Here is a 23,618-nt window from a genome sequence, read left to right as displayed (position 1 = left end):
CGCTGGGCTTGCCGATGGACGATCTCCTTACCGATTTCATTGCCGAGACACGGGAAACCCTCGATGCGATCGCGGGCGAACTGGTCGCGTGGGAAGCCGATCCGGGCGACCGGACGCGGCTCGATGCGATCTTCCGCTTCGTCCACACCGTAAAAGGGAGCTGCGGCTTCCTCGATCTGCCGCGCCTCCAGCGGCTGAGCCATTCGGCTGAAGACGTGCTCGCCGAAGTCCGCGACGGCGCCCGGACACCGGATGCGGCGCTCGTCAGCGCCGTGCTCGCCATCATCGATCGCATCGGCGAGCTGACCGACGCGATGGAGAGCGGCGAATCGCTGCCCGACGGCATCGACAGCCTGCTGATCGCGGCGCTCCAGCCGGGCGAGGCCGAAGCCGTCGCCGGCCCCGCCCAGGCCGCGCCGACCAACGCGCCGCGCGTCGTATCGCGCAGTATCCGCCTGCCGGTCGATCTGCTCGATCGGATGATGGCCGGCGTCTCGGACATGGTGCTGGCGCGCAACGAATTGTCGCGCGCTTTACGCTCATCGGGCACGGACACGGCGGCCGATGTCGCGTTCGAGCGCTTGTCGCAATGCGTCGCCGAGGTGCGCGATGCGGTGACCCGCACGCGCATGGCGCGGATCGACGGCCTCTTCTCGGTCCTGCCGCGCATGGTCCGCGACCTGTGCTCGCAGCTCGGCCGCACGGTCCAGCTGGATATCGACGGGGGCGACGTCGAGCTGGATCGCGAGATGATCGAGATGATCCGTGATCCGCTGACGCATATCGTGCGCAATGCGATCGATCACGGGATCGAACTGCCCGAGGAGCGCATCGCCGCCGGCAAGTCCGCGTCGGGCCGGCTGCGCGTCTCCGCGCGCCAGGCGGGCAACCAGATCCTGATCGATGCGATCGACGATGGCCGCGGCATCGATGCCGACCGGCTCGTCGCCAAGGCGCTCGCCGCCGGGCTCGTCACCGCCGAGCAGGTCGCGGGCATGACGCTGCAGCGCAAGCTCGCTTTGATCTTCCTGCCCGGCCTGACCACCGCCAGCAGCGTCACCGAGATTTCCGGCCGCGGCGTCGGCATGGACGTCGTCCGCGCCAATATCGAGCGGATCGGCGGGATGATCGATCTGGACAGCCGGCCCGGTCATGGCGTGCGCCTGACGTTGCGCCTGCCGCTGACGCTGACGATCATTCCCGCGCTGATCATCGCCTCGGGCGAGCATAATTTCGCCGTGCCGCGCTCCGCGATCGAGGAAATCGTCCGCGTCGGACGCGGCGACGTGAACCTCCAGCATATCGGCGGCGCGATCGTCGCCCATATCCGCGGGCGAAGCCTGCCCGTCATCGATCTGGGCGCGTTTCTCGGCTCCGAAAGCGCCGAGGTGGCGAGCCGCTGGCCGGTCCTGCTCGTCGTCCGCTCGGGCGGGGGCGAGCCGTTCGCATTGCTCGTCGATGCGGTCCTCGATCATGAGGAGCTTGTCGTGAAACCGGCAGCGCCTGCGATCATGGCGACCGGCATCTATGCGGGCACGACCCTGCCCGACAACAGCCGCCCGATCCTGCTGTTCGACGTGGCCGGTCTTGCTGCGACAGCCGGTGTCGCCACCGCCAGCGAGCAGATCCAGGAGGAGCCGGCTGCCGAGCCGGACGGTGCCGTTGCCGTGCCGACCCTGCTGTTTCGCGATCTGGACGGGATCAGGCGGGCCGTGCGGCTGGGACTGGTCGAGCGGATCGAGGATGTCGGGCGCGAGCAGGTCGCCGAGACGGGCGGCCTTCTTAATCTTGCGCATCAAGGCGTGATCGTCCCGCTCATCGCCGGCGGCCCGCTCCCCGCCGCCGGCCGGCTGCGCGTGCTCCAGCTCGGGGATGGGCAGAGCCGGATCGCCTATGCGATCGACGTGGTGATCGACATCGTCGATCTCGGCACCGAATTCACGCCGGTCGCGGCGAGCGGACCGATTGCGGGGATCACGCTGCTCGATGGCGACCAGGTCGAATTGCTCGATGCCCATTGGCTGTTCGCCAGCCGCATCGCGCCGCGATCCGAACGTGCGCCGACCTGCCTGATCGCCGACGAACGCGATCCGTGGGCGCGCCAGTTCCTGGAACCGGTGCTGGTCGCCGCAGGCTACCGCGTGCTGTTCGGAGATGTCGCCGCCACGGAGCGCATCGATGTCGTCATCGGCGCCGTCGGGGGCAGCGAGCTGGAGGTGCCCTGCATCCGCCTGCGTGCCGCCGCGGAGGCCGGCGAGGGCGAAAGCGGCTCGATCTGGCGCTACGATCGGGCGAGCCTGCTCGATGCCGTCGCCGCCGCCGCGCGGGCTGGGAGGGGCTGAATGGAACGTCTGTATCTGATGGTCCGGATCGCCGGCGAGCTTGTCGCGATCGACGCCAACGAAGTGGGTTCGGTCGTCGAGATCGACAATATCACTCGCGTGCCCCGGGTGGCACCGCACATCGCCGGGCTGTTCGCGCTGCGCAGCCGCGTGCTGACCGTGATCGATTCGCGCGCGGCGCTCGGTCTGGGCAAGATCGAGGGCGCGGTCATGCCCGAAGCCGTCGTCATCCTCATCGACGGGCACAGCTATGCGCTGCTAGTCGAAGCGGTCGAGGATGTCGCGAGCGCCGGCGCACCGTCGCCATTGGTCGCCAAGCTCGAGCCGGGCTGGGCGCGCGTCGCGATCGGGCGGCTGGGAACGGAGCGGGGCGATATCCTGCTGATCGATCCGGCCCAACTGATCCTCGGGGGCGAGGAACAGGCGGCCGCCGCCTGACCGGTCTTAACCCGATCCTTACACCCCGATGCCTAAGACGGCGTCCGAACTATTCCGCCCAACAGGATGGACGAAATCATGAAGACCTGCCTGGTTGTCGACGATTCGAAGGTGATCCGGAAGGTTGCCCGCCATATCTTGGAGGCGCTCGACTTCACGGTCGCGGAAGCCGGCGACGGGCAGGAGGCGCTGACCCACTGCACCACCATGGTCCCGCCCGACGTGATCCTGCTGGACTGGAACATGCCGGTGATGAGCGGCATCGAATTCCTGCGCGCGCTGGGCGAAGCCGAATTGCCCCGCCGCCCCAAGGTCGTGTTCTGCACGACCGAGAATGGCAGCGCGCATATCCGCGCCGCGATCGAAGCGGGCGCCGACGAATATGTGATGAAGCCGTTCGATCGCGATACGATCGAGAGCAAGCTGCAGATCGTCGGCGTCGCCTGACGCGGCCGCTGCAGGGCAGTCAGACGATGAGCGCGGAAGCCGCCAGCCGCAGAGCTGATCGCCCGATTCGGGTGATGGTCGTCGATGATTCGATCGTCGCGCGCGCCGTGCTGGTTCGGATGCTCGAGGCGCAGCCCGACATCGTCGTCGTCGCCGAGGCCAGGAGCGGGCGCGCCGCGCTCGCGGCGCTCGACGTCCATCAGCCCGATCTCATCCTGCTCGATCTCGAAATGCCCGACATGGGCGGCCTCGAAGTGTTGCCGACGATGATCGAGCGCGGTGGCCGTCGCGTGATGGTCGTATCGTCCGCCTGCAGCGACGGCGCGGCGTCCAGCCTGCATGCGCTCCGCCTCGGCGCGGCCGATACGTTGCTGAAGCCCGGCGCTGGGCGGCTCGCGGGCAGCTTCGCGCAGGAATTGATCGAGAAGGTTCGGCGGATCGCGGCGGCACCGGCAGGGCAAAGCGGCGGTGCGCGCCGCGCGCTGGCGATCGCCGAGCAGGACTTGCCCGCGCCATCGCCAGCGGCCCGCGGAATCGAATGCATCGCGATCGGAGCCTCCACGGGGGGCGTTCACGCGCTTGCCTCCTTCTTCTCGGTATTCCCGTCCTCGATCCAAACGCCGATCCTCGTGACGCAGCATCTGCCCGCGCCCTTCATGCCCTATTTCGCCGGGCAGCTTCAGGAGATGTCGGGCCGGCCGACCCGCTTGGCGCTCGACGGCATGCCGCTCGCGCCGGGAGCGATATTGCTTGCGCCCGGCGATGCGCATCTGGGCCTCGCGCGCACGCGCGGCACCGTCCACGTCAAGCTGGAGCGTCGGCGCATGCCCTCCGGCTGCACGCCGTCGGTCGATCCGATGCTGAGCGCCGTGGCCACGATCTACGGGGCCGGCGGCCTTGGTCTCATCCTGAGCGGGATGGGCCGGGATGGAGAGATTGGCGCGGCCGATATGGTCACGGCGGGCGGCGAGATTCTCGCGCAGGACGCGGGAAGCTCGGTCGTTTGGGGAATGCCTGGTGCGGTGATGAGCAGCGGCATCGCCCGTCTCGCACTGCCGCCTGCTTCGTTGGCGCGCGAAGTGGCGGATCGGATCGAATCGCGCGGAGCCACTCCATGGATATGAGCCCGCTCGCCGCAGGGGCATTTTCGAAGTTGCTGGAACGCGCGACCGGACAGGAACTCCTCGCCGCCCGCCGCTGGCGGATCGAAACCGCACTAGGTCCGGTCCTGAAAGCCGAGGGACTCGATTCGCTGGATCAGCTCGCGACGCGGCTCGGCCGGGCCGAGGAAGGACGGCTGATCCAAGACGTGGTCGAGGCTTTGCTCAATCACGAGACGAGCTTCTTCCGCGATATCGCAGCGTTCCGGTCGTTTGCGGACGAGGCGCTCCCGGCCATTGCCGAACGTCGGATCGATACGCGCCGCCTGCGCATCTGGTCTGCGGGCTGCTCGACCGGCCAAGAGGCCTACTCCCTGGCGATCCAGCTGCATCGCGCCACGGAGCGCTGGCAGGACTGGGATGTGTCGATCCTCGCCACCGACGTCTCGCCACAGGCCATTTCTCGCGCGCGCGAGGGGCTTTATGGCCAGCTCGAGATCCAGCGCGGCCTGCCGATCGGCGATATGCTCGGCTGGTTCGAGCCCGAGGCGGAGAGCTGGCGTGCGAAGATGGAGCTACGGCGGACGATCGCTTTCGCCGTCCACAATCTGATGGAGGCCGCCCCTGCGGGGCGGTTCGATATCGTGCTCTGCCGCAACGTGCTGCTCTATTTTCCGATCGCGACGCGCCGAAGCGTGCTCGATCGGATCGCCCAGTCGATGGCGCCCGACGGGCTGCTCTTCCTCGGGGCGGGCGAGACCGTGCTCGGCCAGAGCGACGCCTTCGAAGCGGACCGCGAGTTGCGCGGTTTCTACCGCCTGAAAGGCTGGCAGGCGGCGCAGGACTAGCGGATCGGTCCGGCGGCGCTATGCTGGAGGCCCGGCCGCAGCGAGAGCCCATGCCTCAGATCATCGACTGCCCGTCTCCGAATTTCGACGAGCGCAAGCTGCCCCTCTCGATCCTGGTGCTCCATTACACCGGGATGCAGGATGCCGCGTCTGCGATTGCGCGGCTGACCGACGCGGCAGCCAAGGTCTCCAGCCATTATATCATAGCCGAAGATGGCCAGATCCTGCGGCTCGTCGAGGAATCCAAGCGTGCCTGGCATGCCGGCCGATCGCACTGGCGCGGCATCGACGACGTCAATTCGGCGTCGATCGGGATAGAGATCGTCAATCCCGGGCACGAATTCGGCTACCGGCCCTTCACCGAGGCGCAATATGAAGCGCTGCTGCCGCTGATGCATGACATTTGCGGGCGATATGGCATCACCCGCGGCAATATCGTCGGCCATTCGGATATCGCGCCGACGCGCAAGGAAGATCCGGGCGAGCTGTTCGATTGGGAACGGCTGGCGAAGGTCCGGCTCGCTCTGCCCCGGCCGGTGAAATATCTGACCGATCCGCATTGGAGCGAAGGCGGCTTCCTGCTCGCGCTCGAACGCTTCGGCTATGAGGTGATCGATGGCTCTGCGGCCGTGCGCGCGTTCCAGCGCCGCTATCGGCCCGAGCGGATCGATGGCGAGATAGACGGGCAGACGCGCGCGATCCTGCTGTCGCTGCTGACCGGCGGCGACAAGGCGGCCGAGGCCAAGCGCTCGCAAGGCTGACTCGACAGGGGCTGCGACGCGGCGTACCTGCCGCCGCGCCAGAGGGCCGGGCGGCCGCCGCTTGTCGCAAGACGAGGGGAGGAAAGTCCGGGCTCCACAGAGTGACGGTGCCGGATAACGCCCGGCGAGGGTGACCTCAGGGAAAGTGCCACAGAAAGGATACCGCCCGGCGGGCTCCTCCCATCAATATGGGTGGAAATCCGGGTAAGGGAGAAAGGGTGCGGCAAGAGCGCACCGCGCGCCTGGCAACAGGGGCGGCATGGCAAACCCCACCGGGAGCAAGACCGAATAGGGACGGCATAGGGATCTGCTCGATCCGGTCGTCCGGGTTGGTTGCTTGAGGCGGCGCGCAAGCGTCGTCCTAGAGGAATGGTCGCCCATCCCCGGAGACGGGGTGGACAGAACCCGGCTTACAGGCCCTCTGGCATCACTCTCACATCAGGCCGAGCTGGCGGAAGCTCCGCCAGCCGCCCGATCCGAAGATCAGGTGATCCAGCACCTTGATATCCAGCGGCCGCGCGATCTCGACGATCCGGCGCGTGACGACCCGGTCCGCACGGCTGGGCATCGGATCGCCGGCGGGGTGGTTGTGCGCGAGCACCAGGGCGCGGCTTTCCAGTGCTAGAGCATTTTTCGATCAGTATGCGTCATATCCAGCGGCTTTGAAGTAGTTGGCGCACTCAGAGGGTGTGAAGGCGTCGAGGCACTCGCCGATGACGCGCCAGAGGTGATCGACGGTGCGGGCGGCGGCTTTGCGCAGGAGCGTCTTCAGCTTGGCGAAGGCGTTCTCGATGGGATTGAAGTCCGGCGAGTAGGGCGGGAGGAACAGGAGCGTTGCTCCGGCTGCCTCGACCGCCGCGCGGACGGCGCTGCCCTTGTGGGCTGGCAGATTGTCGAGGATCACGACATCGCCGGGGCGCAGCGTCGGCACGAGCACCTGCTCAGTGTAAGCGAGGAACCACTCGGCGGTCATCGGGCCGTCGAGCACCATCGGCGCGGTCATGCCGGAGAGCCTGAGCGCGCCGACGAAGGTAGTCGTCTTCCAGTGCCCGTGCGGAATCGCCGCCCGCAGCCGCTCGCCGCGCGGCGCTCGTCCATGGAGCCGGGCCATCTTGGTGCTGGCACCGGTCTCGTCGATGAACACCAGCGTGTGCGGATCGAGATCGAGCTGGCCCTCGAACCATGCCTCACGCCGGCTCAGAACGTCGGGACGATCCTGCTCGGCGGCATGCCCGGTCTTTTTTTGAGCGTGATCCGCCGCCGCTGGAAGAACCGCCACAGGCCGGCGATGCTGACGCCGATCCCGCCTCCGGCAAGCTCGTCCCGCAGATCGGCCAGCGTGATGTCCGGCTTCCCCTCAAGCGCAGCCAGGATCACAGCGGCATGCGCCTCGATCCGCCCCGAACGGCGATCCCCGCCCTGCGGCTTGGGACTCGCGTCCCCAACGGTCCGCGACAGGGCATGCCAGCGGATCGCGCTCGATGCGCTCACTCCGAACCGCTCGGCCGCCTGGCGGCACGACGCACCACCATCGACCGCGGCAATTACCCGTCTGCGAAGATCAACCGACAGCGCTCTGGTCATGCATGCCAGCCTCCCTCGCCAGCACGCAGCTTGAATCAGAACGTCACAGCTTTGGGAATCCCACGCGAGTTAGTCAGGTCGAAACATGCTCTAGCGCATCGGAGAATAATCGTCGCAGCGGCACATCGACGCCGCCTTCGGATCCTGAGGCATAGGCCTCGTGCCAGATCAGCCGCAGCCGCGTGCCGAGATGGAGGACATGAAACTGCTCGTGATCGAGATTGAGCAAGGCCGGCTCCAGCAATGCCGCCGCGGCCCCGGTATCCGCCACGTCCAGACCGCCGATGACGCCAAGCAGCACGTTCGATCCCCCGAGACATGGCGCGAACAGTGCTTCGGGCGGGGCGGGCGGCTCCAGCGCGGATCGATCCGTTTCGGAGGCTTCGCGACGACTTGGCGGATCGAAAGGGCGGCGCTAGACCGCGCTGCGTGAAGGCCTATCAGGATCTCATGCGCCGCATCCTTGCCGATGGGGTGCGCCAGGACGACCGCACCGGCGTCGGCACCTTGTCCGTCTTCGGCCATCAGATGCGCTTCGATCTCTCGGCCGGCTTTCCCGTGCTGACGACCAAGAAGCTGCATCTGCGCTCGATCATCGTCGAACTTCTGTGGTTCCTGCGCGGCGACACCAATGTCCGCTGGCTGCAGGAGCGCAACGTCAGGATCTGGGACGAATGGGCGCGCGAGGATGGCGATCTCGGCCCCGTCTACGGCAAGCAGTGGCGCGACTGGGAGGGGCCGGACGGCGTCCATATCGACCAGATCAGGGCGTTGATCGACCTGATCAACCGCGATCCCGCCTCGCGCCGCCAGATCGTCTCGGCCTGGAACCCGGCCGACCAGCCGCGCATGGCGCTCGCGCCCTGCCATTGCCTGTTCCAGACGCATGTCGCGAACGGCAGGCTCAGCCTCCAGCTCTACCAGCGCTCGGCCGACGTCTTCCTCGGCGTGCCGTTCAACATCGCGAGCTATGCCCTGCTCACGCACATGCTGGCGCAGCAATGCGGGCTCGAGGTCGGCGATTTCGTGTGGACCGGCGGCGATTGCCACCTCTACGTCAATCATCTCGATCAGGCGCGCGAGCAACTGACGCGCACGCCGGGTCCGCTGCCGCGGCTCGAAATCTTCCGCAAGCCCGACGCGATCGATGCCTATGCCTATGAGGATTTCGCGCTGATCGACTATGTCGCGCAGCCGCACATCAAGGCTGCGGTCGCGGTATGAATGGCCCTGCCGTCGTTATTTACGTTGCGCGCTCGGACAATGGTATCATCGGCCGCGACGGCGGCCTGCCGTGGCGGCTGCCCGAGGACCTGAGGCATTTCAAAGCGTTGACGATGGGCAAGCCCATGATCATGGGCCGCAAGACGTTCGAGAGCCTGCCCGGCCTGCTGCCCGGCCGCCGCCATATCGTCCTGACGCGTGATACCGCGTGGGAAGCTCTCGGCGCCGAGCGCGTGGCGACGGTGGATGACGCGCTGGCCCTGGTTGGCGACGCGCCCGAGGTGGCGGTGATCGGCGGCGCCGAAATCTACGCGCTCTTCATGGATCGCGCGACCCGGATCGAGCTGACCGAGGTGCACCGCACGGTGGATGGCGACACGAAGATGCCGGCGCTGGGCGAAGGCTGGCGGATCGCGAAGCGCGAACTTGGCGGGCCGGATTTCGATTTCGTGACGCTGGAGCGAGGTTAGGCGACGATCCGAGGTCGGAAGCGAGCGCAGCGAGCCTGCGATCATACTGTCCTGTCGCGTCGCGTTGCCATCGCTGCGGATCGCTGCCGCCAAGCCGCGCGAGGCGTCTCGCGCTTTCACGCTCTATCAAAGCCGTGAGCGCTTCGCGCACGAGCGGCGATGTTTCGGATATGCCGGTAAGCGCCTGCGCCAGCCGAATGAGTTCGTCGTCCAGAGCCAGCGTTGTTCGCATCGCGTCACCCCTCGTGCTTTGATCTAGCATCAATCGAGGTTCAAATCATGCCGTTGGCAGCTCTGCCCGCGCTGCCTATACGCCCCCGCATGGAGCGGCTGACAGGTGACGCGCCGCTGCCGGCGGCTTTTTGCGGCGGGGTAATCGCGCTCGGCAATTTCGACGGCTTCCATCTCGGCCATCAGGCGGTAGTCGGGCGCGCGGTGGCGCGGGCCCGAGCCGAGGGGCGGCCTGCGCTGGCGGCGATCTTCGATCCGCATCCGGCGGCTTTCTTCCGCCCCGATCTGCCGCCGTCGCGGCTGACGACGATCGACCAACGCGCACGCTTGTTCGCAGGTGCCGGCGTGGATGCGATGATCGTGATCGGCTTCGATGCCGCGCTCGCCGCGCTCTCGCCCGAGCGGTTTGTCGATGAGCGGCTGGCAGCCTGGTTTGGCGCTGCGGGTATCGTGACGGGCGTCGATTTCACGTTTGGCCAGGCGCGTTCGGGTACGACCGAGATGCTGGCCGCATTGGGCCTGCGCCACGGCTTCACGGCCGAGGCGGTCGCCCCGATCCAAGACGCGGACGGCCCGATCTCCTCGACCCGCATCCGCCAGGCGCTGATCGCGGGCGAGTGCGAGACGGCGACGGCGCTCCTGACGCGGCCGCACCGGATCGAGGGCGTCGTCATCCACGGCGACAAGCGCGGGCGGACGATCGGCTATCCGACCGCCAACGTCGATCTGGGCGATTATCTGCGGCCGCGCTACGGCATCTATGCGGTGCGCGCGCGGCTCGACGACGGGCGCGTGATCGCGGGTGCGGCCAATCTCGGCATCCGCCCGACCTTCGATCCGCCCAAGGAGCTGCTGGAAACCTATCTCTTCGACTTTGCCGAAAGCTTCTACGATCGCGTGATTGAGGTCGAGCTGGTCTCGTTCCTCCGCCCCGAGGCGAAGTTCGACGGGCTCGACGCGCTCGTCGCGCAGATGGACGCCGATTGCGAAGAGGCGCGCCGCCGCCTAAGCGCGGTGGCGACTTGAACCAACCCCGTTCGCATCGAGCGAAGGTTCGAGCCTAGTCGAGAACCGAAGTCGAGATGGCGCGCGCGGTGTCTCGACCGCCGCTTCTCGACAGGCTCGAAGCTGCTCGACACGAACGGAACGGAAGAATTGATGACCGACGTTCCCGAAACACCCGACTACCGCTCCTCCGTCTTCCTGCCGAAGACCGACTTCCCGATGAAGGCCGGCCTCGCGCAGAAGGAGCCCGCGATCCTCGCCAAATGGGCGGCGGACGATCTGTACGGCCGGCTGCGCGCCGCACGCGCCGGGCGCGAGCGCTTCATCCTCCACGATGGCCCGCCCTACGCCAATGGCGACATCCACATGGGCCATGCGATGAACAAGGTGCTCAAGGACATCGTCGTCCGCACCCAGTCGTTGCTCGGCAAGGACGCGCCCTACGTGCCGGGCTGGGACTGCCACGGTCTGCCGATCGAGTGGAAGGTCGAGGAGGCCTATCGCAAGAAGAAACTCGACAAGGATGCCGTGCCGGTTGCGGAGTTCCGCGCCGAATGCCGGGCCTATGCCGAGCATTGGGTCGGCGTGCAGCACGAGCAGTTCAAGCGGCTGGGCGTCATGGGCGACTGGGACGATCCCTATCTGACGATGAAGTACGAGGCCGAGGCCGCGATCGTCGGCGAACTGCTCAAGTTCGCCGAGACCGGCCAGCTCTATCGCGGCGCCAAGCCGGTGATGTGGAGCCCAGTCGAAAAGACCGCTCTGGCCGAGGCCGAGGTGGAATATGAGGACATCACCTCGACGCAGATCGATGTGGCGTTCGAGATCGTCGAGAGCGCGGTGCCGGAGCTGGTCGGCGCACATGCGGTGATCTGGACGACGACGCCGTGGACGATCCCGGTCAACCAGGCTTTGGCTTATGGGCCGGAGGTTGAGTACGAATTAATCTCCTTCGTGCCGGGTGATCTTCGAGAAAATGCTTCGCCCGTAGCGTATTTGATCGCTCGCCAGCTTAGAACGGCTTTCCAAGACAGACTAGAGAGTCAGCTAGGCCCAAATCAGCTTTGGGAGCTTAAGTGGGTAGGGCTTGGCTCGGACCTCGCCGGCACGCTCGTTCGCCACCCGATGCACCATCTCGGCGGCTTCTTCGCCAATCCACGGCCGATGCTGGCGGGCGATTTCGTCACGACCGATGCGGGCACCGGCCTCGTCCATATGGCGCCGGATCATGGCGAGGACGATTTCCTGCTGTGCAAGGCGAACGGTATCGAACCGGTCTTCGCGGTCGAGGGCGACGGTAAGTATCGGGCGGACTGGGGCTGGCTCGGCGGGCAGGGCAGCGTCATCAATCCCAAATTCAACGCGCCGGACGGGCCGATCTGTTCGGACCTGCGCGCAGCGGGCGGGCTGCTCGCGGCGAGCGCTGACTTCAAGCACAGCTATCCGCATTCGTGGCGCTCCAAGGCCAAGGTGATCTTCCGGGCGACCCCGCAATGGTTCATCGGAATGGATAAGCCGCTTGGGGCAAACCTCCCCTCCCGCCTGCGGGAGGGATCGGGGGTGGGCAGCGATGCTGCTGCTGGCGCGTTGGCGGCTGGTGTTGGAGGCCCACCCCTCAATCCCCTCCCGCAGGCGGGAGGGGAAGCAGGCAATGCCCCCACCCTCCGCGAACTCGCGCTCGACGCGATCGCGCACACCCGCTTCGTGCCCGACAAGGGGCGCAACCGGATCGGGGCGATGGTCGAGGGCCGGCCCGATTGGGTGATCTCGCGCCAGCGCGCCTGGGGCGTGCCGATCGCGCTCTATCTCGACAGGAAGAGCGGCGCCTATCTCGTTGATCCGGCAGTCAACGCGCGCATCGTTGCAGCGTTCGAGGAGGGCGGCGCGGATGCGTGGTTCGCGGCCGATCATCAGGCGCTGCTGGGACCTGATTACGACACGGCCGACTACGAGCCGCAGCGCGACATTCTCGACGTCTGGTTCGACAGCGGCTGCACGCACGTCTTCACCGTCGAGGCGCGCTACGGCAAGGATGTGCGCGCCAACCTGTATCTGGAAGGGTCGGACCAGCATCGCGGCTGGTTCCAGTCGTCTTTGCTCGAAAGCTGCGGCACGCGCGGCCGGGCGCCCTACGATGCGGTGCTGACGCACGGCTTCGCGCTCGACGGGCAGGGCCGCAAGATGTCGAAGTCGATCGGCAATGTCGTCGATCCGCTCAAGATCATCGGCGAGAGCGGCGCGGATATCCTGCGCCTGTGGGTCGCCTCGACCGATTATTTCGAGGATGTCCGCATCGGCAAGGAGGTGCTCGCCACCACCTCCGATGCCTATCGCAAGATCCGCAACACATTCCGCTACTTGCTGGGCGCGCTTGAGGGTTTTTCGGATGCGGAGACGATCGCTTTCGCGGCGATGCCGGAGCTCGATCGCTACATGCTCCACCAGCTCGCCGCGCTGGACAGCGAGCTGGCCTCGGCGACCGCGGCGTTCGAGTTCAATCGCTATGCGCGCGCGCTCGGCGATTTCTGCAACAACGATCTGTCGGCCTTCTACTTCGATATCCGCAAGGACAGCCTCTATTGCGATGCGGCCGGCGATCCCAAGCGGCGCGCCTATCGGTCGGTGCTGGACACTCTGTTCCACGCGCTCGTCCGCTATGCCGCGCCGATCCTGTGCTTCACCGCGGAGGAAGTGTGGGGCACGCGCTATCCCGAGGGCGGCAGCGTCCATCTGCTGGAATGGCCCGAGGTCGATGCCGGCTGGCAGGACGACGATCTGCGCATGAAGTGGGAGCGGATCCGCGCGCTGCGCACGACTTTGACCGGCGAGATCGAGCCGCTGCGGCGCGGCAAGGTCATCGGATCGAGCCTCGAGGCTGACGTGACAGTTCACACGTACGCGAGCGAAGATGTCGATCTTATCCGCTCAGTCGATCTCGCCGAGATCGCGATCACGTCGACGGTGTCGATCTGCGATCATCCCCCGATCCCAGAAGCCGGCGAGGGTGAATTGGTCCGCTTCGAGGTCGCCAAGACCGAGCTCGAGAAGTGCGGGCGCTGCTGGCGGCATCTGCCCGAGGTGACGGAGGACGGCGCCTTGTGCGCGCGCTGCACCGAGGTCGTCGGCTGATGCCGGCGCGCGTAGCCGGCTTTCTCACGGCCCTGATCGTGCTGCTCGCCGACCAGATCACCAAATGGATCATCATCGGGCCGATCGCGCTGCCGGCGCGCGGGCCGGTCGATCTGCTGCCGATCTTCCGGCTGATCTGGGTCGAGAATTACGGCGTCTCGATGGGCTTCCTCGTCGCGGGCAGCACTGCCGAGCGCTGGCTTCTCACCGCCGTCACCGCCGCGATCGCGATCGGCGTGCTCGTGTGGCTGCTGCGCGAACGCAACCGGATCGATGCGCTCGCGCTGGGCTCGATCCTCGGCGGCGCGATCGGCAATATCGGCGATCGGGTGCGGCTCGGCTATGTCGCGGACTTCCTCAACCTTCACTTCGGCGCATGGTCGCCCTTTTTGGTCTTCAATGTTGCCGACGCGGCGATTAGCGTCGGCGTCGTACTTTTGGCCGTGCGCGCATTGTTCGTGCGTGACGCATCGCCTGCGGAGAAAGAGAATGTCTAAGCGTATCTGGGTCGCGGCCGTGCCGTTGGCGCTCCTGACCCTGGCGGGTTGCGCGGCGAAGACGCCAAAGGGCGTGTTTGCGGGCCGCTCCGGTCCCGACGAGTTCGTCGTCGGCCGCGCGCAGCCGCTGGTGGTGCCGCCCGATTTCGCGCTCGTGCCGCCGCGTCCCGGTGAGCCCCGCCCGCAGGAAGCCGACAGCTCGACTCAGGCGCTCAACGCTCTGTTCGGCGGTCAGGTGCAGCCGAGCGCCGGAGAGCAGGCGATGCTCCAGGCCGCCGGTCCGCCCGCGGCGCCCGGCATCCGCAGCGAGGCCGGGTCGCCCGGCACGACGACCGTCAACAAGGGATCAGCGACGCGCGATATCTTGAACGCGCCGCCGAGCGCGGGCACGGATGCGAAGGCCTCGACCCCCTCGAGCGCGCCCGCGCCGCAATAAGCGCCGTGCTGCGGCAGGCGAGCGGCGAGCTTCGGATCGAGACGCGGCGGCAGGGCCTCGTCGAGATCACGCGCGAGATCGTCGACTGGACGGGGGAGCAGGGCATGGCCACCGGCCTGCTCACGCTCTTCTGCCGCCACACCTCCGCGTCGCTGCTGATCCAGGAGAATGCGGCGCGCGAGGTGCGCACCGATCTGGAGGCGTATTTTGCTCGGATCGCGCCCGAGGACCCGTCTGCTTACGCGCATGACGACGAGGGGCCGGACGACATGCCCGCGCATCTGCGCACTGCGCTGACGCAGGTCCAGCTGACGATACCGGTCTCGGGCGGCGTGCCTACGTTGGGCACGTGGCAGGGCATCTACCTGTTCGAGCACCGCCGCCGCCCGCACCGCCGCGCGATCGCGCTGCATCTGCTGGGCGAATAGCTCGCCCGGAGCGACGGGATTAGGGCTGGGCGGGCTGGGCCGGCGGCGCGCCGTCGCGATAATCCCCGCCGAACGCGCGGACCAAAGCCACCGCCGCCTGCATCCGCCGCGTCTGCACCTGGAGCGCCGAACGCTCGGCATCGAGCGCCGCGGTCTGCGCGGTCACGACATCGAGGTAATCGGAGGCGCCGTCGCGATAGCGGATCAGCGCGAGCTGCTCGGTCCGGGCCGCGGCCTCCGCCGCATCGCGCTGATCGACCGAGGCCTGCGCGAGCAGGCGCGCGCCGGCGAGGCTGTCCTCGGCTTCGCGGAAGGCGGTGAGCACCGTGCCGCGATAGTCGGCGGCGGCGGTCTCATATTCGGCGCGGCTGATGCGGACCTGCGCGGCGCGGCGGCCGCCGTCGAAGATCGTCTGCACCAGCATCGCCGGCCCGAGCGTCCAGAAGCTCGCCGGCGACGAGATCACATCGCTGCGTACGGAATTGTAGCCGCCCTGCGCGCCGAGCGAGAGCGTCGGGAACCAGGCGGCGCGTGCCACACCGATCCGGCGATTGGCGGCATAAGCGCTGCGCTCGGCCTGCGCCACGTCGGGGCGACGCTGGAGCAGCTCCGAAGGCGGTGCGGCGGGCAGGATCGGCGGCGCGAACGGCTTCACGTCGGCGGCGAGCGCGAAGGTCGAGGGCAGCTCGCCGATCAGCGCAGCGATCTGGTGCTCCAGCGCGGCACGGCTGTTGGCGACGTCCGACAATTGCGCGCGCGCCGAGGAGAGGATCGTGCGCGAGCGGCTCACGTCCAGCCCGTTGGCGACGCCGCCGTCGTGGCGCGTCTGGGTCAGGTCCCGCGCGCGGGTGTAGGCGACGACGGTGCGCTCGAGCAGCTGCTTTTCGGCATCGAGCCCGCGCAGCCGCAGATAGGCATCGGCGAGATCGGCCTGCAGGCTGAGACGGACATTGCCCAGATCGGCCCGGCTCGCCTGCGCCTCGGCGCCGCGCGCGGACACTTCATTGCGGATGCGGCCCCACAGATCCAGCTCGTACCGTGCCGAGGCACCGACAAGCCGCTGCGTATATTCGGCCGAACCGCTCAGCGCGACCGGGCGGTCGCCAGACAGCCGCTCGCGCCTGATCTGCGCGCTGGCATCGACCTGCGGATACAGATCGGCCTTGGCCTCGCGGACTTCGGCACGCGCGGCATCGTAGCGGCTGATCGCGGCGGCGAGCGTGGGGCTGGCCCGTTCGGCGCGCGCTTCCAGATCGTCGAGTACGGGATCCGCGAAGACCGTCCACCAAGCGCCGCGAGTCGCCATATCTTGCGGCGCGGCGGCGGCCCAGCCAGCGGGCGGGACCGGCTGATCCTCCTTGAACGCGGCGGGCGTCGGTGTCGCCGCGGGTCGGTAGGCGGGAGCGAACGAGCAACCGGCGAGCAGCAGCGCCGTCGCGGCGCTGGCGAAAATCCTAGCTCGCACGGCCATCGTCCGCCTTCGCGCCCTGAGCGATCTTGACCTGATCGCCGGCCTGGATCGCGTCCGGGGGCGTATCGACGATCTGGTCGGACGTTTTGAGCCCCTGCGCGACTTCGATCTGCTTGCCCAGATCGCGGGCGATGACGATCTTCTTCATCGCGACATGGCCCGACGGATCGACGGTCGCCACGGTCGTGCCGTCCGCGCCGAAGATCAAAGCGCTCGCCGGAATGCGGAGCGCTCCGGACTGGGCATTGAGCGGGAAGCTGACCTGGACGAAGGCGCCCGGCTTCAGCTCGCCGCTCGCATTGGGCGCCTCCACCTGCACGAGCACCGCGCCCGAGGCATTGTCGATCGCGCCCGCCGAGCGGGTGAGCGTGCCGGTGAAGGTACGGCCCGGAAATTCGGGCAACGTCATCTTCACGACCATGCCCTGCCGCACTTGGCCCGAATAGGTCTGCGGTACGCGCACATAGATGCGCATCCGGCGATTGTCCGAGACGGTGAACAAGGGCTGCGCGGCGGCGGTGCCCGAGATGACGAGCGCGCCGTTCTGCGCCGATCGGCTGGTGACCGTGCCCGCGAACGGCGCGCGTAGGATCGTGAAGCCCTTCTCCGCCTCGAGCCGCTTGACGTTGGCGAGGCTCGCATTGGCGACGGCGATCTTGGCTTTGTAGTCGCCGGCCTTCTCGTCGGCTTCCTGCTGCGAGACCGCGTCCTGCTTGCGCAGCCCCGCCCAGCGCACCGAGGTCGTTTTTGCGAGCGATTCCTGCGCGAGAGTCGTCTGATAATCGGCGCGCGCCTGTGCGAGCTGCTGATCGAGATCGGGCGCATCAAGGATCGCGAGCGCCTGGCCCGCCGTCACCCGATCGCCGATATCGACGAGCCAGCGATTCATATAGCCGCTGGTGCGCGCATAGATGGCGGCGCTGTTGAAGGCCTGGATCGTGCCCGGCAGAGCGAGATCGCCGCCTTCCGCAGGCTTGGTCGGATGCACGACCGTGACGGTCAGCGTCGAGGCGGTGCTGGCCGTCTCGGCTAGCGCATGATCGGCGCGGTTGCGGCTGACGATGCCGAAGCCGACCACGGCGACCGCGACGATCGCGGCACCGATGCCGAAACGCTTGAGGTTCCGCGTCTGCCGATCATCCGGCAGCGGGGGGAGTTCCTGATTCTCAGACACTGGCAAGCTCGAGTTGACCGGGCGCCTTGTGCTTGGCGGCGCGTCGGTTGTGGAAGGCACAGAAAATGGTCGGCACGAAGAACAGGGTCGCAATGGTGGCGACGATCAGCCCGCCGATCACGGCGCGGCCGAGCGGCGCATTCTGCTCGCCGCCTTCGCCCATGCTCATCGCCATCGGCAGCATGCCGATAATCATCGCGAGCGCGGTCATCAGCACCGGGCGGAAGCGGACCATGCCCGCCTCCAGCGCGGCCTTGGTCGCATCGCCCAATTCGGCGAGCCGTTCGCGCGCGAAAGACACGACGAGGATCGAATTGGCCGTGGCCACGCCCATGCACATGATCGCGCCGGTCAGCGCCGGGACCGACAGAGTCGTGCCCGTCAGAAACAGCATCCAGACGATGCCGGCCAGCGCGCCGGGCAGCGCGGTGATGATGATGAACGGATCGAGCCAGCTCTGGAAGTTCACGACGATCAGCAGATAGATCAGCACGACCGCGCCGACGAGTCCGACGCCAAGCCCCGTGAAGGAGGTGTTCATCGTCTGATATTGCCCGCGGATCGTGACCGTGACGCCCTTCGGCTTCTCCTTGTCGAGCTTCTTGAGCACACTCTGGATCGCATTCGCGACCGAGCCGAGATCGCGGCCCTGCGTCGCCGCATAGATGTCGACGACCGGCTGGATGTTATAGTGGCTGACCACCGGGGTGGTGTTGGTCCGATATACCTCGCCGAGCGCGCCGAGCACCTGCGGCGTCGTGCTCCCGGAGCCTGAGATTGGCACGTTCGTCAGGTCGCCGATCGATCCGATCTGATATTCGGGAGTCTGCGCGACGACGGGATAGGAGACCCCGTTGTCCGGATTGAGGAAGAAGACCGGCGCGGTCTGCGACGTGCCCGCCAGCGTGTTGGCAAGGCTCGTCGTCACGTCGCGCTCGGTCAGCCCATATTGGCCGATCCGCGTGCGATCGATGTCGACGTTGAGCTGCGGATAGCGCGCGGTCTGCTGGATGCGCGCATCGGCGACGCCCGGAACCGAGCGGATCTCGCGCAGGACCCTGGCGGCGAATGCGGCATTGTCTTTGCCGTTGCGCCCGGTGACCTGGATATCTATCGGCGCGGGCGCGCCGAAGTTCAGGATCTGGGTCGTGATATCGGCCGGCAGGAAGGCGAAGGTCGAGCCGGGGAAGCTCTTGGGCAATTCGCGGCGCAGCATCGCGATGTGATCGGCGGTCGGCTGATGACCCTCGCCGAGCGTGATCAGGATATCGCCGTCCTGCGGTCCGATCGTGCCTGAATTGTTGTAGACCGTGTTGATGGCGCTCACCGGCAGGCCGATATTGTCGGTGACGGCAGCGATTTCCTCGCCGGGGATCAGCTGATGGATGCGCCGCTCCATCCGATCGAATTCGGCCGCGCTCTGTTCGATCCGAGAGCCGACCGGCGCGCGGACGTGGATCATGATCTGCCCGGCATCCACCGCCGGGAAGAAGTTGCGGCCGAGGAACGGCACGAGCAGCATCGAGGCGAGCACGATCACGATGAAGCCGATCATGAACGGCTTGCGGTGCGACAGCGCCAGCGACAGATATTGGACGTAGCGCTCGCGAACGCTCTCGAAGCGGGCTTCGAAGCCGCGCTGGAAGCGAACCAGCGGATTGCCCGAGCGCGGCGCGTCATGGCCGTCGGTGTGGGCATGCGGCTTGAGCAGATACATCGCCATCGTCGGCACGAGCGTGCGCGAGAGAATGAACGAAGCGATCATCGCGAAGACGACTGCGAGCGCCATCGGCACGAACAGGAAGCCGGCGACGCCAGGAAGCGCGAACATCGGCACGAAGACGATGCAGATGCAGAGCAGCGAGACGAACGCCGGGGTTACGATCTGCGCGGCGCCGTCGAGGATCGCGGTGGTGACGTCCTTGCCCTGTTCCAGATGCCAGTTGATATTCTCGATCGTGACCGTTGCATCGTCGACGAGGATGCCGACCGCGAGCGCCAGCCCGCCCAAAGTCATCACGTTGAGCGTTTCGCCGACGGCCGACAGCGCGAAGATGGCGGCAAGCACGGCCAGCGGGATCGAGAGCGCGATGATGACGGTCGATCGCCACGAACCGAGGAACAGCAGGATCATCAGGCTCGTCAGCGCCGCTGCGATTGCGCCTTCCTTGACCACGCCCGACACCGCCGCCTTCACGAACAGCGACTGATCGCCGACCGGCTTTATCTTGAGCGTGTCCGGCAGGCCCTGGGCGATCTTCGGAATGGCGTCCTTGATCCCGTCGATGATCGCGAGCGTCGACGTCGAGCCGTTCTTGAGCACGGTGATGAGCACCGAACGCCCGCCATCGACATGGACGACATTGGTCTGCGGCGCGGCGCCGTCGCGCACATACGCCACGTCGCGCATGTAGATAGTCGCGCCGTTGACGACCTTCACCGGCAGATCGTTGAGCGCGTCGATCGAACTCGGCGCATTGTTGAGCTTCACGCTATACTGGTACGTGCCGATCTTGGCGAAGCCGGCCGGATTGATCTGGTTTTGCGCCGCGATCGCCGCGCCCACATCCTGCGCCGATAGCCCGCGCGCCTGCAGTGCATCGGGATTGATGTCGATCTGGACCTGGCGCGTCTTGCCGCCGGACGGGTAGGGAACCGCCGCGCCGGGGACCGTGACGAGTTGGGTGCGGATCTGGTTCTGCGCAAGATCGAACAATTCCTGCTCGCCGAGGCCGCGACCGGAGAGGGCCAGCTGGATGATCGGCACCGTCGATGCGCTGTAGTTCAGAACCAGCGGCGGCGTGACGCCGGGGGGAAGCTGGCGAAGCACGCTCTGCGACACGGCGGTGACCTGCGCGGTTGCGGTGCGGACGTCGGCGCCCGGCTGAAGGAAGATTTTGACGATGCCGATGCCCTGGAGCGACTGGCTCTCGACATGTTCGATATTGTTGACCGTGGTCGTCAGCACGCGCTCGTAAGGGGTGATGATGCGGCCGGCCATCTCCTCGGGCGGAAGGCCGGCATACTGCCACGCGACGGCGATGACGGGCACCCGAATGTCGGGAAAGATATCGACCGGAGTCCTGAGCGCCGCACCGATGCCGGCAATCAGGATCACCACCGCCATAACGATAAAGGTGAGCGGGCGCGAGAGCGCGACCTTAACGATACCGATCATCGACGCACGTCAGCTCCCAAGGCAGATCGCGGTCCCCGGAGGGCTGCTTCGGGGGAAGCGTGCGACGACCTGTATGTATCGATACTCATCGGTACATCTTTTCCGCATTGCACCATAGCCAATCGATCCTCAAATATATGATATGGCTCAATCGATAGCTTTTACGACCTGATCATGGAACTTCGGCACCTACGCTACTTCGTCCGTGTGGCGGAAGAACTGCACTTCGGGCGCGCCGCTGCCAAGCTCGGCATCTCGCAGCCGCCGCTGAGCCAGCAGATCCGGGCGCTCGAGGAGGAACTCGGGATCGAGTTGTTCGATCGAACGAGCCGGCGCGTCCGCCTGACCGACGCCGGCGTCATCTTCCTCGTCGAAGCGCGCCGCACGCTTGCCCAGGCGCGGCATGCGATCGCGGTCGCGCGCCGCATCCAGCAGGGCGAGGAAGGCGAGTTGTCGATCGGCTTCGCCAGCTCGGTTCCGTTCGTCCCGTTGGTCTCGCGGAGCTTCGCGCAGTTCCGCGCCGAGCATCCCGCCATCCACCTGACGCTGCGGGAGCTCGGGCGGGATGCGCAGTTCAGCCAATTGCGCGAGGGGCAGCTCGATCTCGGCTTCATCCGCGGCCTCGATCGGCCGGTCTTGCCGACGGCGCTGATCGCCAGTCTCGTTCAGGAGGAGCCCTTGCTGGTCGCTCTGCGCGAGGATCATCCGCTCGCGCTGGAAAACCGCCCGCTCAGCATCGGCGACATCGCCGATCAGCCCTTCGTCATGTTTTCGGCCGACGGGGGTGCGGGCTTCAACGAGCAGGTCGATCTGCTGTTTGCGCGCGAGGGCCGCGAAGTCCGCGTCGTTCAGGAGGTTAATGGCCTCGGCTCGATGCTCGGGCTCGTCGCGGCGGCGCTTGGGATTACCGTCATCAGCCAATCGCTAAACGCGCTGCGGGCGGATGGCGTCGTCTATCGGCCACTGATCGCAGGAGGCGCGTTGAGCCGCCTCTGGCTCATTCGCGGGACCGAGCCTTCCCCGATCGCGCGAACGTTCATGCGGATGCTGAAATCGGGCGACGGCTGACGCCGCCCGCCCGGCTACATCGAATGATCGCTGTGCTTCATCGCCATGTTGCCGCTCTCGGCAGGAGACGCAGGCGCGTCGCCCGCTATACGGCGCATGAGCGCGATTTCCTCGGCTTGCTTGGCAACGATGTCGCGCGCGAGCGCCTTCAGCTCCTCGTTCTTGCCGTATTTCAGCAGGACCTGCGCCATGTCGATCGCGCCCTGATGGTGCGGGATCATCATCAAGGCGAAATCCTTATCGACATCGCCGGTCGGCTTCACCTCCATGGCGGCCATCATCGCCCCCATCGCCTTGTCATTGGCCTCGAGGAAGGCGCGCTCGACCGGATCGGTTACCTTCGGCGCCTCGCCCCCCGACGAACAGGCCCCCAGTGCCAGGGCCGCCAGCAGCGCGAGGCGGCGGGCGAAGGGGCGGGGCGTGTCGATCATGGCAGGTCCTTGGGCTTGTCGGAACGAAGAGGTGGCATACCGGCGGCAGCGACGTAGCGGCCTAATACGGGCCAGCGATCGCCGCCGCCAGCCTCGCGCGCGACGCGCGCCGCGACCCAGTCACGCGCGACCGTGTAACCGAGCGCATATGCTCCAAGGGCATCGACGAAGCCGAGCAGAGCCTGGGGGCTCGAGACGAGCGCGTCGCGCTGAAGCGCGGCGGCGGCGGCGTCGGCGGAGAGGCGACCGTCGCGATAGTCGCGCAGGATGGGCGCGGTCGCGGGCGAGAGCGCGTCGATCAGCGCGCGGACCTGCTCGAACCGCGCCGCCTCGGCCGGGCGGAATCCGGCCAGCGGAAACAGCACGTCGCGCTCGAACGCGAGCCGCTCGCCGGGCGGGAAAGCGAGATCGACCCCGTAATTGGCCGCGCCTTCGCGGAACATCGTCTCCGGCGAGCGAAGGATCACGACGCGATCCTCGATCGGCAGGCCGGCGGGACGCGCGGCGAGATCCTGCATCACGAACTGGGCATGATGCCCGGGATAGCCTTCGTGGCAGGCGATATCGAGCGCCGAGCCGAGGAAGGCGACCGCCTGCGGATTGACCTGCAGCACGCTATGATAGCCGCCACGATAGCGATGCCATGCGGCTTCGGCCGCCGACGTCCATTCCACGTCGAGCCGTTCGGTCGCGGGGAGCTTCCAGTGGGCGCGCGTCCGCCGCCGGCATTCGCCGAGCGCACGGCTGAACACCGCCTCGCGCTTCGCCTCGGGAATGACGTAGCGCGCGCGGAACGCGTCGACGCGCGTGGCGAGTAGTCCCGGACCGGGCAGGAGCCTGCCGAGCGCGGCTTTCGCCTGCGCCATCGCCGCCGCATCCACGGGCACGGGATCGATTCCGTAGATGCGCTTCGCCTCCTCGTCGAACGACAAAGCATGTGGCGTGCGGATGCTTTCGATCAGCGCCTGGAGATGGACCACACGGCTGGCGAGCCTCGTGCGGCGCGGGGAGGGTGGCCCCGGCTCAGCGGAAATCTCCCCAGCGAGGGCGGCAAGATCGCGCTGGAGAGCATCGAGCGTCGGCGCCGGCTGGCCCTCTTTCGGCAGCAGCGCGTCGGGGCCGAAATAGCTGTCGACCTCCTTCGAATCTGTCTTGCCGAACGCCAGCGCCAGCTCGACGAAGCGGCGCGCTTGCAGATCGACGGAATCGCTTGCCGCGAGCGGTGCGGGCATACCGAGCCGCAGCGCCGCGAGCAGCGCGAGGAGGAGGATCGCGCCGCCCGCAGCCAGCGCCAGCAGGCGGCGATTGGAATGGCGCGATGGGAGCGCGGGATCGGGGGCCGTCACCGGTGTCGCG

21 protein-coding genes, 1 other RNA gene and 2 pseudogenes are annotated in these 23,618 nt (G+C 67.2%); 15 read left to right on the top strand and 9 right to left on the bottom strand.

Going from position 1 to position 23,618, the window contains the following annotated elements:
- The first annotated feature begins 14 nt into the window (after positions 1–14).
- The 7 genes from Q4F19_RS02565 to rnpB all read left to right on the top strand — a co-directional run bounded on the left by Q4F19_RS02565 (position 15) and on the right by rnpB (position 6,365).
- Positions 15–2,342, top strand: coding sequence for a chemotaxis protein CheA (locus tag Q4F19_RS02565; protein WP_303539566.1), 2,328 nt, complete (start codon positions 15–17; stop codon positions 2,340–2,342).
- The gene (locus Q4F19_RS02560; RefSeq protein ID WP_303539565.1) at positions 2,343–2,780 is read left to right on the top strand and encodes a chemotaxis protein CheW; all 438 of its coding nucleotides are present in this window, start codon (positions 2,343–2,345) and stop codon (positions 2,778–2,780) included.
- Positions 2,781–2,858: 78 nt separating this feature from the next.
- Positions 2,859–3,227, top strand: a complete 369-nt coding sequence (locus tag Q4F19_RS02555) for a response regulator (protein ID WP_303539564.1) — start codon at positions 2,859–2,861, stop codon at positions 3,225–3,227.
- 74 nt (positions 3,228–3,301) lie between these two features.
- Positions 3,302–4,351, top strand: coding sequence for a chemotaxis-specific protein-glutamate methyltransferase CheB (gene cheB, locus Q4F19_RS02550; RefSeq protein WP_303539563.1), 1,050 nt, complete (start codon positions 3,302–3,304; stop codon positions 4,349–4,351).
- A complete protein-coding gene (locus tag Q4F19_RS02545) occupies positions 4,342–5,175 on the top strand; it encodes a CheR family methyltransferase (protein WP_303539562.1) in 834 nt (277 codons plus the stop codon). Before cheB ends, Q4F19_RS02545 begins: the two co-directional genes overlap by 10 nt.
- 50 nt (positions 5,176–5,225) lie before the next feature.
- A complete protein-coding gene (locus Q4F19_RS02540) occupies positions 5,226–5,936 on the top strand; it encodes an N-acetylmuramoyl-L-alanine amidase (protein ID WP_303539561.1) in 711 nt (236 codons plus the stop codon).
- A gap of 38 nt (positions 5,937–5,974) precedes the next feature.
- Positions 5,975–6,365, top strand: an RNA gene (gene rnpB / locus Q4F19_RS02535) — RNase P RNA component class A.
- 4 nt (positions 6,366–6,369) lie between these two features.
- On the opposite strand, the pseudogene Q4F19_RS02530 reads toward rnpB, so the two are convergent.
- The 3 genes and pseudogenes from Q4F19_RS02530 to Q4F19_RS02520 all read right to left on the bottom strand — a co-directional run.
- Positions 6,370–6,558 (bottom strand): annotated as a pseudogene (locus tag Q4F19_RS02530) (JAB domain-containing protein); the annotation flags it as partial.
- A 15-nt stretch (positions 6,559–6,573) separates the two neighbouring features.
- A protein-coding gene (locus Q4F19_RS02525) for an IS630 family transposase (protein WP_303539560.1) occupies positions 6,574–7,520 on the bottom strand; the annotation gives its coding sequence in 2 pieces (ribosomal slippage) (positions 6,574–7,169 and positions 7,169–7,520; 948 coding nt in all).
- 73 nt (positions 7,521–7,593) lie between these two features.
- The gene (locus tag Q4F19_RS02520) at positions 7,594–7,821 is read right to left on the bottom strand and encodes a JAB domain-containing protein (RefSeq protein WP_303539559.1); all 228 of its coding nucleotides are present in this window, start codon (positions 7,819–7,821) and stop codon (positions 7,594–7,596) included.
- Positions 7,822–7,949: 128 nt separating this feature from the next.
- On the opposite strand from Q4F19_RS02520, the gene Q4F19_RS02515 reads away from it, so the two are divergent.
- Entirely contained in the window at positions 7,950–8,744 is a 795-nt protein-coding gene (locus Q4F19_RS02515; protein ID WP_303539558.1) for a thymidylate synthase, read from the top strand.
- Positions 8,741–9,214 carry a dihydrofolate reductase gene (locus Q4F19_RS02510; RefSeq protein ID WP_303539557.1) on the top strand — a complete coding sequence of 158 codons (474 nt, stop codon included), beginning with the start codon at positions 8,741–8,743 and terminating at the stop codon, positions 9,212–9,214. The genes Q4F19_RS02515 and Q4F19_RS02510 overlap by 4 nt, the downstream gene beginning before the upstream one ends.
- A 106-nt stretch (positions 9,215–9,320) precedes the next feature.
- Here the strand turns inward: Q4F19_RS02510 and Q4F19_RS02505 are convergent.
- Positions 9,321–9,446 (bottom strand): annotated as a pseudogene (locus Q4F19_RS02505) (type II toxin-antitoxin system VapB family antitoxin); the annotation flags it as partial.
- A gap of 89 nt (positions 9,447–9,535) precedes the next feature.
- On the opposite strand from Q4F19_RS02505, the gene Q4F19_RS02500 reads away from it, so the two are divergent.
- From Q4F19_RS02500 to Q4F19_RS02480, 5 genes are all read left to right on the top strand, one after another.
- Positions 9,536–10,471 carry a bifunctional riboflavin kinase/FAD synthetase gene (locus tag Q4F19_RS02500; RefSeq protein ID WP_303539556.1) on the top strand — a complete coding sequence of 312 codons (936 nt, stop codon included), beginning with the start codon at positions 9,536–9,538 and terminating at the stop codon, positions 10,469–10,471.
- 132 nt (positions 10,472–10,603) lie between these two features.
- Positions 10,604–13,579 (top strand): isoleucine--tRNA ligase, encoded by a 2,976-nt coding sequence (ileS, locus tag Q4F19_RS02495; protein ID WP_303539555.1) that lies wholly within the window; start codon positions 10,604–10,606, stop codon positions 13,577–13,579.
- Complete coding sequence (gene lspA / locus Q4F19_RS02490) at positions 13,579–14,076, top strand: signal peptidase II (protein WP_303539554.1); 498 nt, start codon at positions 13,579–13,581, stop codon at positions 14,074–14,076. The genes ileS and lspA overlap by 1 nt, the downstream gene beginning before the upstream one ends.
- Entirely contained in the window at positions 14,069–14,512 is a 444-nt protein-coding gene (locus Q4F19_RS02485) for a DUF3035 domain-containing protein (RefSeq protein ID WP_303539553.1), read from the top strand. Before lspA ends, Q4F19_RS02485 begins: the two co-directional genes overlap by 8 nt.
- Before the next feature lie 8 nt (positions 14,513–14,520).
- Positions 14,521–14,940, top strand: a complete 420-nt coding sequence (locus tag Q4F19_RS02480) for a secondary thiamine-phosphate synthase enzyme YjbQ (RefSeq protein ID WP_303539951.1) — start codon at positions 14,521–14,523, stop codon at positions 14,938–14,940.
- A gap of 19 nt (positions 14,941–14,959) precedes the next feature.
- On the opposite strand, the gene Q4F19_RS02475 is transcribed toward Q4F19_RS02480, so the two are convergent.
- From Q4F19_RS02475 to Q4F19_RS02465, 3 genes are read right to left on the bottom strand one after another with little or no spacing between them, the layout of a single operon-like run.
- Positions 14,960–16,411, bottom strand: a complete 1,452-nt coding sequence (locus Q4F19_RS02475) for an efflux transporter outer membrane subunit (protein ID WP_303539552.1) — start codon at positions 16,409–16,411, stop codon at positions 14,960–14,962.
- Complete coding sequence (locus Q4F19_RS02470; RefSeq protein ID WP_303539551.1) at positions 16,395–17,585, bottom strand: efflux RND transporter periplasmic adaptor subunit; 1,191 nt, start codon at positions 17,583–17,585, stop codon at positions 16,395–16,397. Before Q4F19_RS02470 ends, Q4F19_RS02475 begins: the two co-directional genes overlap by 17 nt.
- Complete coding sequence (locus Q4F19_RS02465) at positions 17,578–20,763, bottom strand: efflux RND transporter permease subunit (RefSeq protein WP_303539550.1); 3,186 nt, start codon at positions 20,761–20,763, stop codon at positions 17,578–17,580. The genes Q4F19_RS02470 and Q4F19_RS02465 overlap by 8 nt, the downstream gene beginning before the upstream one ends.
- 174 nt (positions 20,764–20,937) lie before the next feature.
- On the opposite strand from Q4F19_RS02465, the gene Q4F19_RS02460 reads away from it, so the two are divergent.
- Complete coding sequence (locus tag Q4F19_RS02460) at positions 20,938–21,831, top strand: LysR family transcriptional regulator (protein WP_303539549.1); 894 nt, start codon at positions 20,938–20,940, stop codon at positions 21,829–21,831.
- A 14-nt stretch (positions 21,832–21,845) separates the two neighbouring features.
- Here Q4F19_RS02460 and Q4F19_RS02455 read toward each other — a convergent pair whose 3' ends face one another.
- Both Q4F19_RS02455 and Q4F19_RS02450 read right to left on the bottom strand, forming a co-directional pair.
- Entirely contained in the window at positions 21,846–22,262 is a 417-nt protein-coding gene (locus tag Q4F19_RS02455) for a DUF305 domain-containing protein (RefSeq protein WP_303539548.1), read from the bottom strand.
- Positions 22,259–23,608 (bottom strand): hypothetical protein, encoded by a 1,350-nt coding sequence (locus Q4F19_RS02450; protein ID WP_303539547.1) that lies wholly within the window; start codon positions 23,606–23,608, stop codon positions 22,259–22,261. The genes Q4F19_RS02455 and Q4F19_RS02450 overlap by 4 nt, the downstream gene beginning before the upstream one ends.
- Positions 23,609–23,618: the final 10 nt, after the last annotated feature.

The organism is Sphingomonas natans (assembly GCF_030546695.1).
GTDB classification, from domain to species: Bacteria; Pseudomonadota; Alphaproteobacteria; order Sphingomonadales; family Sphingomonadaceae; genus Sphingomonas_I; species Sphingomonas_I natans.
Note: the sequence above shows the minus strand (reverse complement) of the source record. Positions and strands in the feature narration are given on the sequence as shown.

What these genes read in the sequence shown, in the direction of transcription:
- Q4F19_RS02565 (WP_303539566.1), top strand. Translation starts at nt 15, where the DNA reads ATGGACGATCTCCTTACCGATTTCATTGCCGAGACACGGGAAACCCTC.
- Q4F19_RS02560 (WP_303539565.1), top strand. Translation starts at nt 2,343, where the DNA reads ATGGAACGTCTGTATCTGATGGTCCGGATCGCCGGCGAGCTTGTCGCG.
- Q4F19_RS02555 (WP_303539564.1), top strand. Translation starts at nt 2,859, where the DNA reads ATGAAGACCTGCCTGGTTGTCGACGATTCGAAGGTGATCCGGAAGGTT.
- cheB (WP_303539563.1), top strand. Translation starts at nt 3,302, where the DNA reads ATGGTCGTCGATGATTCGATCGTCGCGCGCGCCGTGCTGGTTCGGATG.
- Q4F19_RS02545 (WP_303539562.1), top strand. Translation starts at nt 4,342, where the DNA reads ATGGATATGAGCCCGCTCGCCGCAGGGGCATTTTCGAAGTTGCTGGAA.
- Q4F19_RS02540 (WP_303539561.1), top strand. Translation starts at nt 5,226, where the DNA reads ATGCCTCAGATCATCGACTGCCCGTCTCCGAATTTCGACGAGCGCAAG.
- Q4F19_RS02510 (WP_303539557.1), top strand. Translation starts at nt 8,741, where the DNA reads ATGAATGGCCCTGCCGTCGTTATTTACGTTGCGCGCTCGGACAATGGT.
- Q4F19_RS02500 (WP_303539556.1), top strand. Translation starts at nt 9,536, where the DNA reads ATGGAGCGGCTGACAGGTGACGCGCCGCTGCCGGCGGCTTTTTGCGGC.
- ileS (WP_303539555.1), top strand. Translation starts at nt 10,604, where the DNA reads ATGACCGACGTTCCCGAAACACCCGACTACCGCTCCTCCGTCTTCCTG.
- lspA (WP_303539554.1), top strand. Translation starts at nt 13,579, where the DNA reads ATGCCGGCGCGCGTAGCCGGCTTTCTCACGGCCCTGATCGTGCTGCTC.
- Q4F19_RS02485 (WP_303539553.1), top strand. Translation starts at nt 14,069, where the DNA reads ATGTCTAAGCGTATCTGGGTCGCGGCCGTGCCGTTGGCGCTCCTGACC.
- Q4F19_RS02475 (WP_303539552.1), bottom strand. Translation starts at nt 16,411, where the DNA reads ATGGCCGTGCGAGCTAGGATTTTCGCCAGCGCCGCGACGGCGCTGCTG.
- Q4F19_RS02465 (WP_303539550.1), bottom strand. Translation starts at nt 20,763, where the DNA reads ATGATCGGTATCGTTAAGGTCGCGCTCTCGCGCCCGCTCACCTTTATC.
- Q4F19_RS02460 (WP_303539549.1), top strand. Translation starts at nt 20,938, where the DNA reads ATGGAACTTCGGCACCTACGCTACTTCGTCCGTGTGGCGGAAGAACTG.
- Q4F19_RS02455 (WP_303539548.1), bottom strand. Translation starts at nt 22,262, where the DNA reads ATGATCGACACGCCCCGCCCCTTCGCCCGCCGCCTCGCGCTGCTGGCG.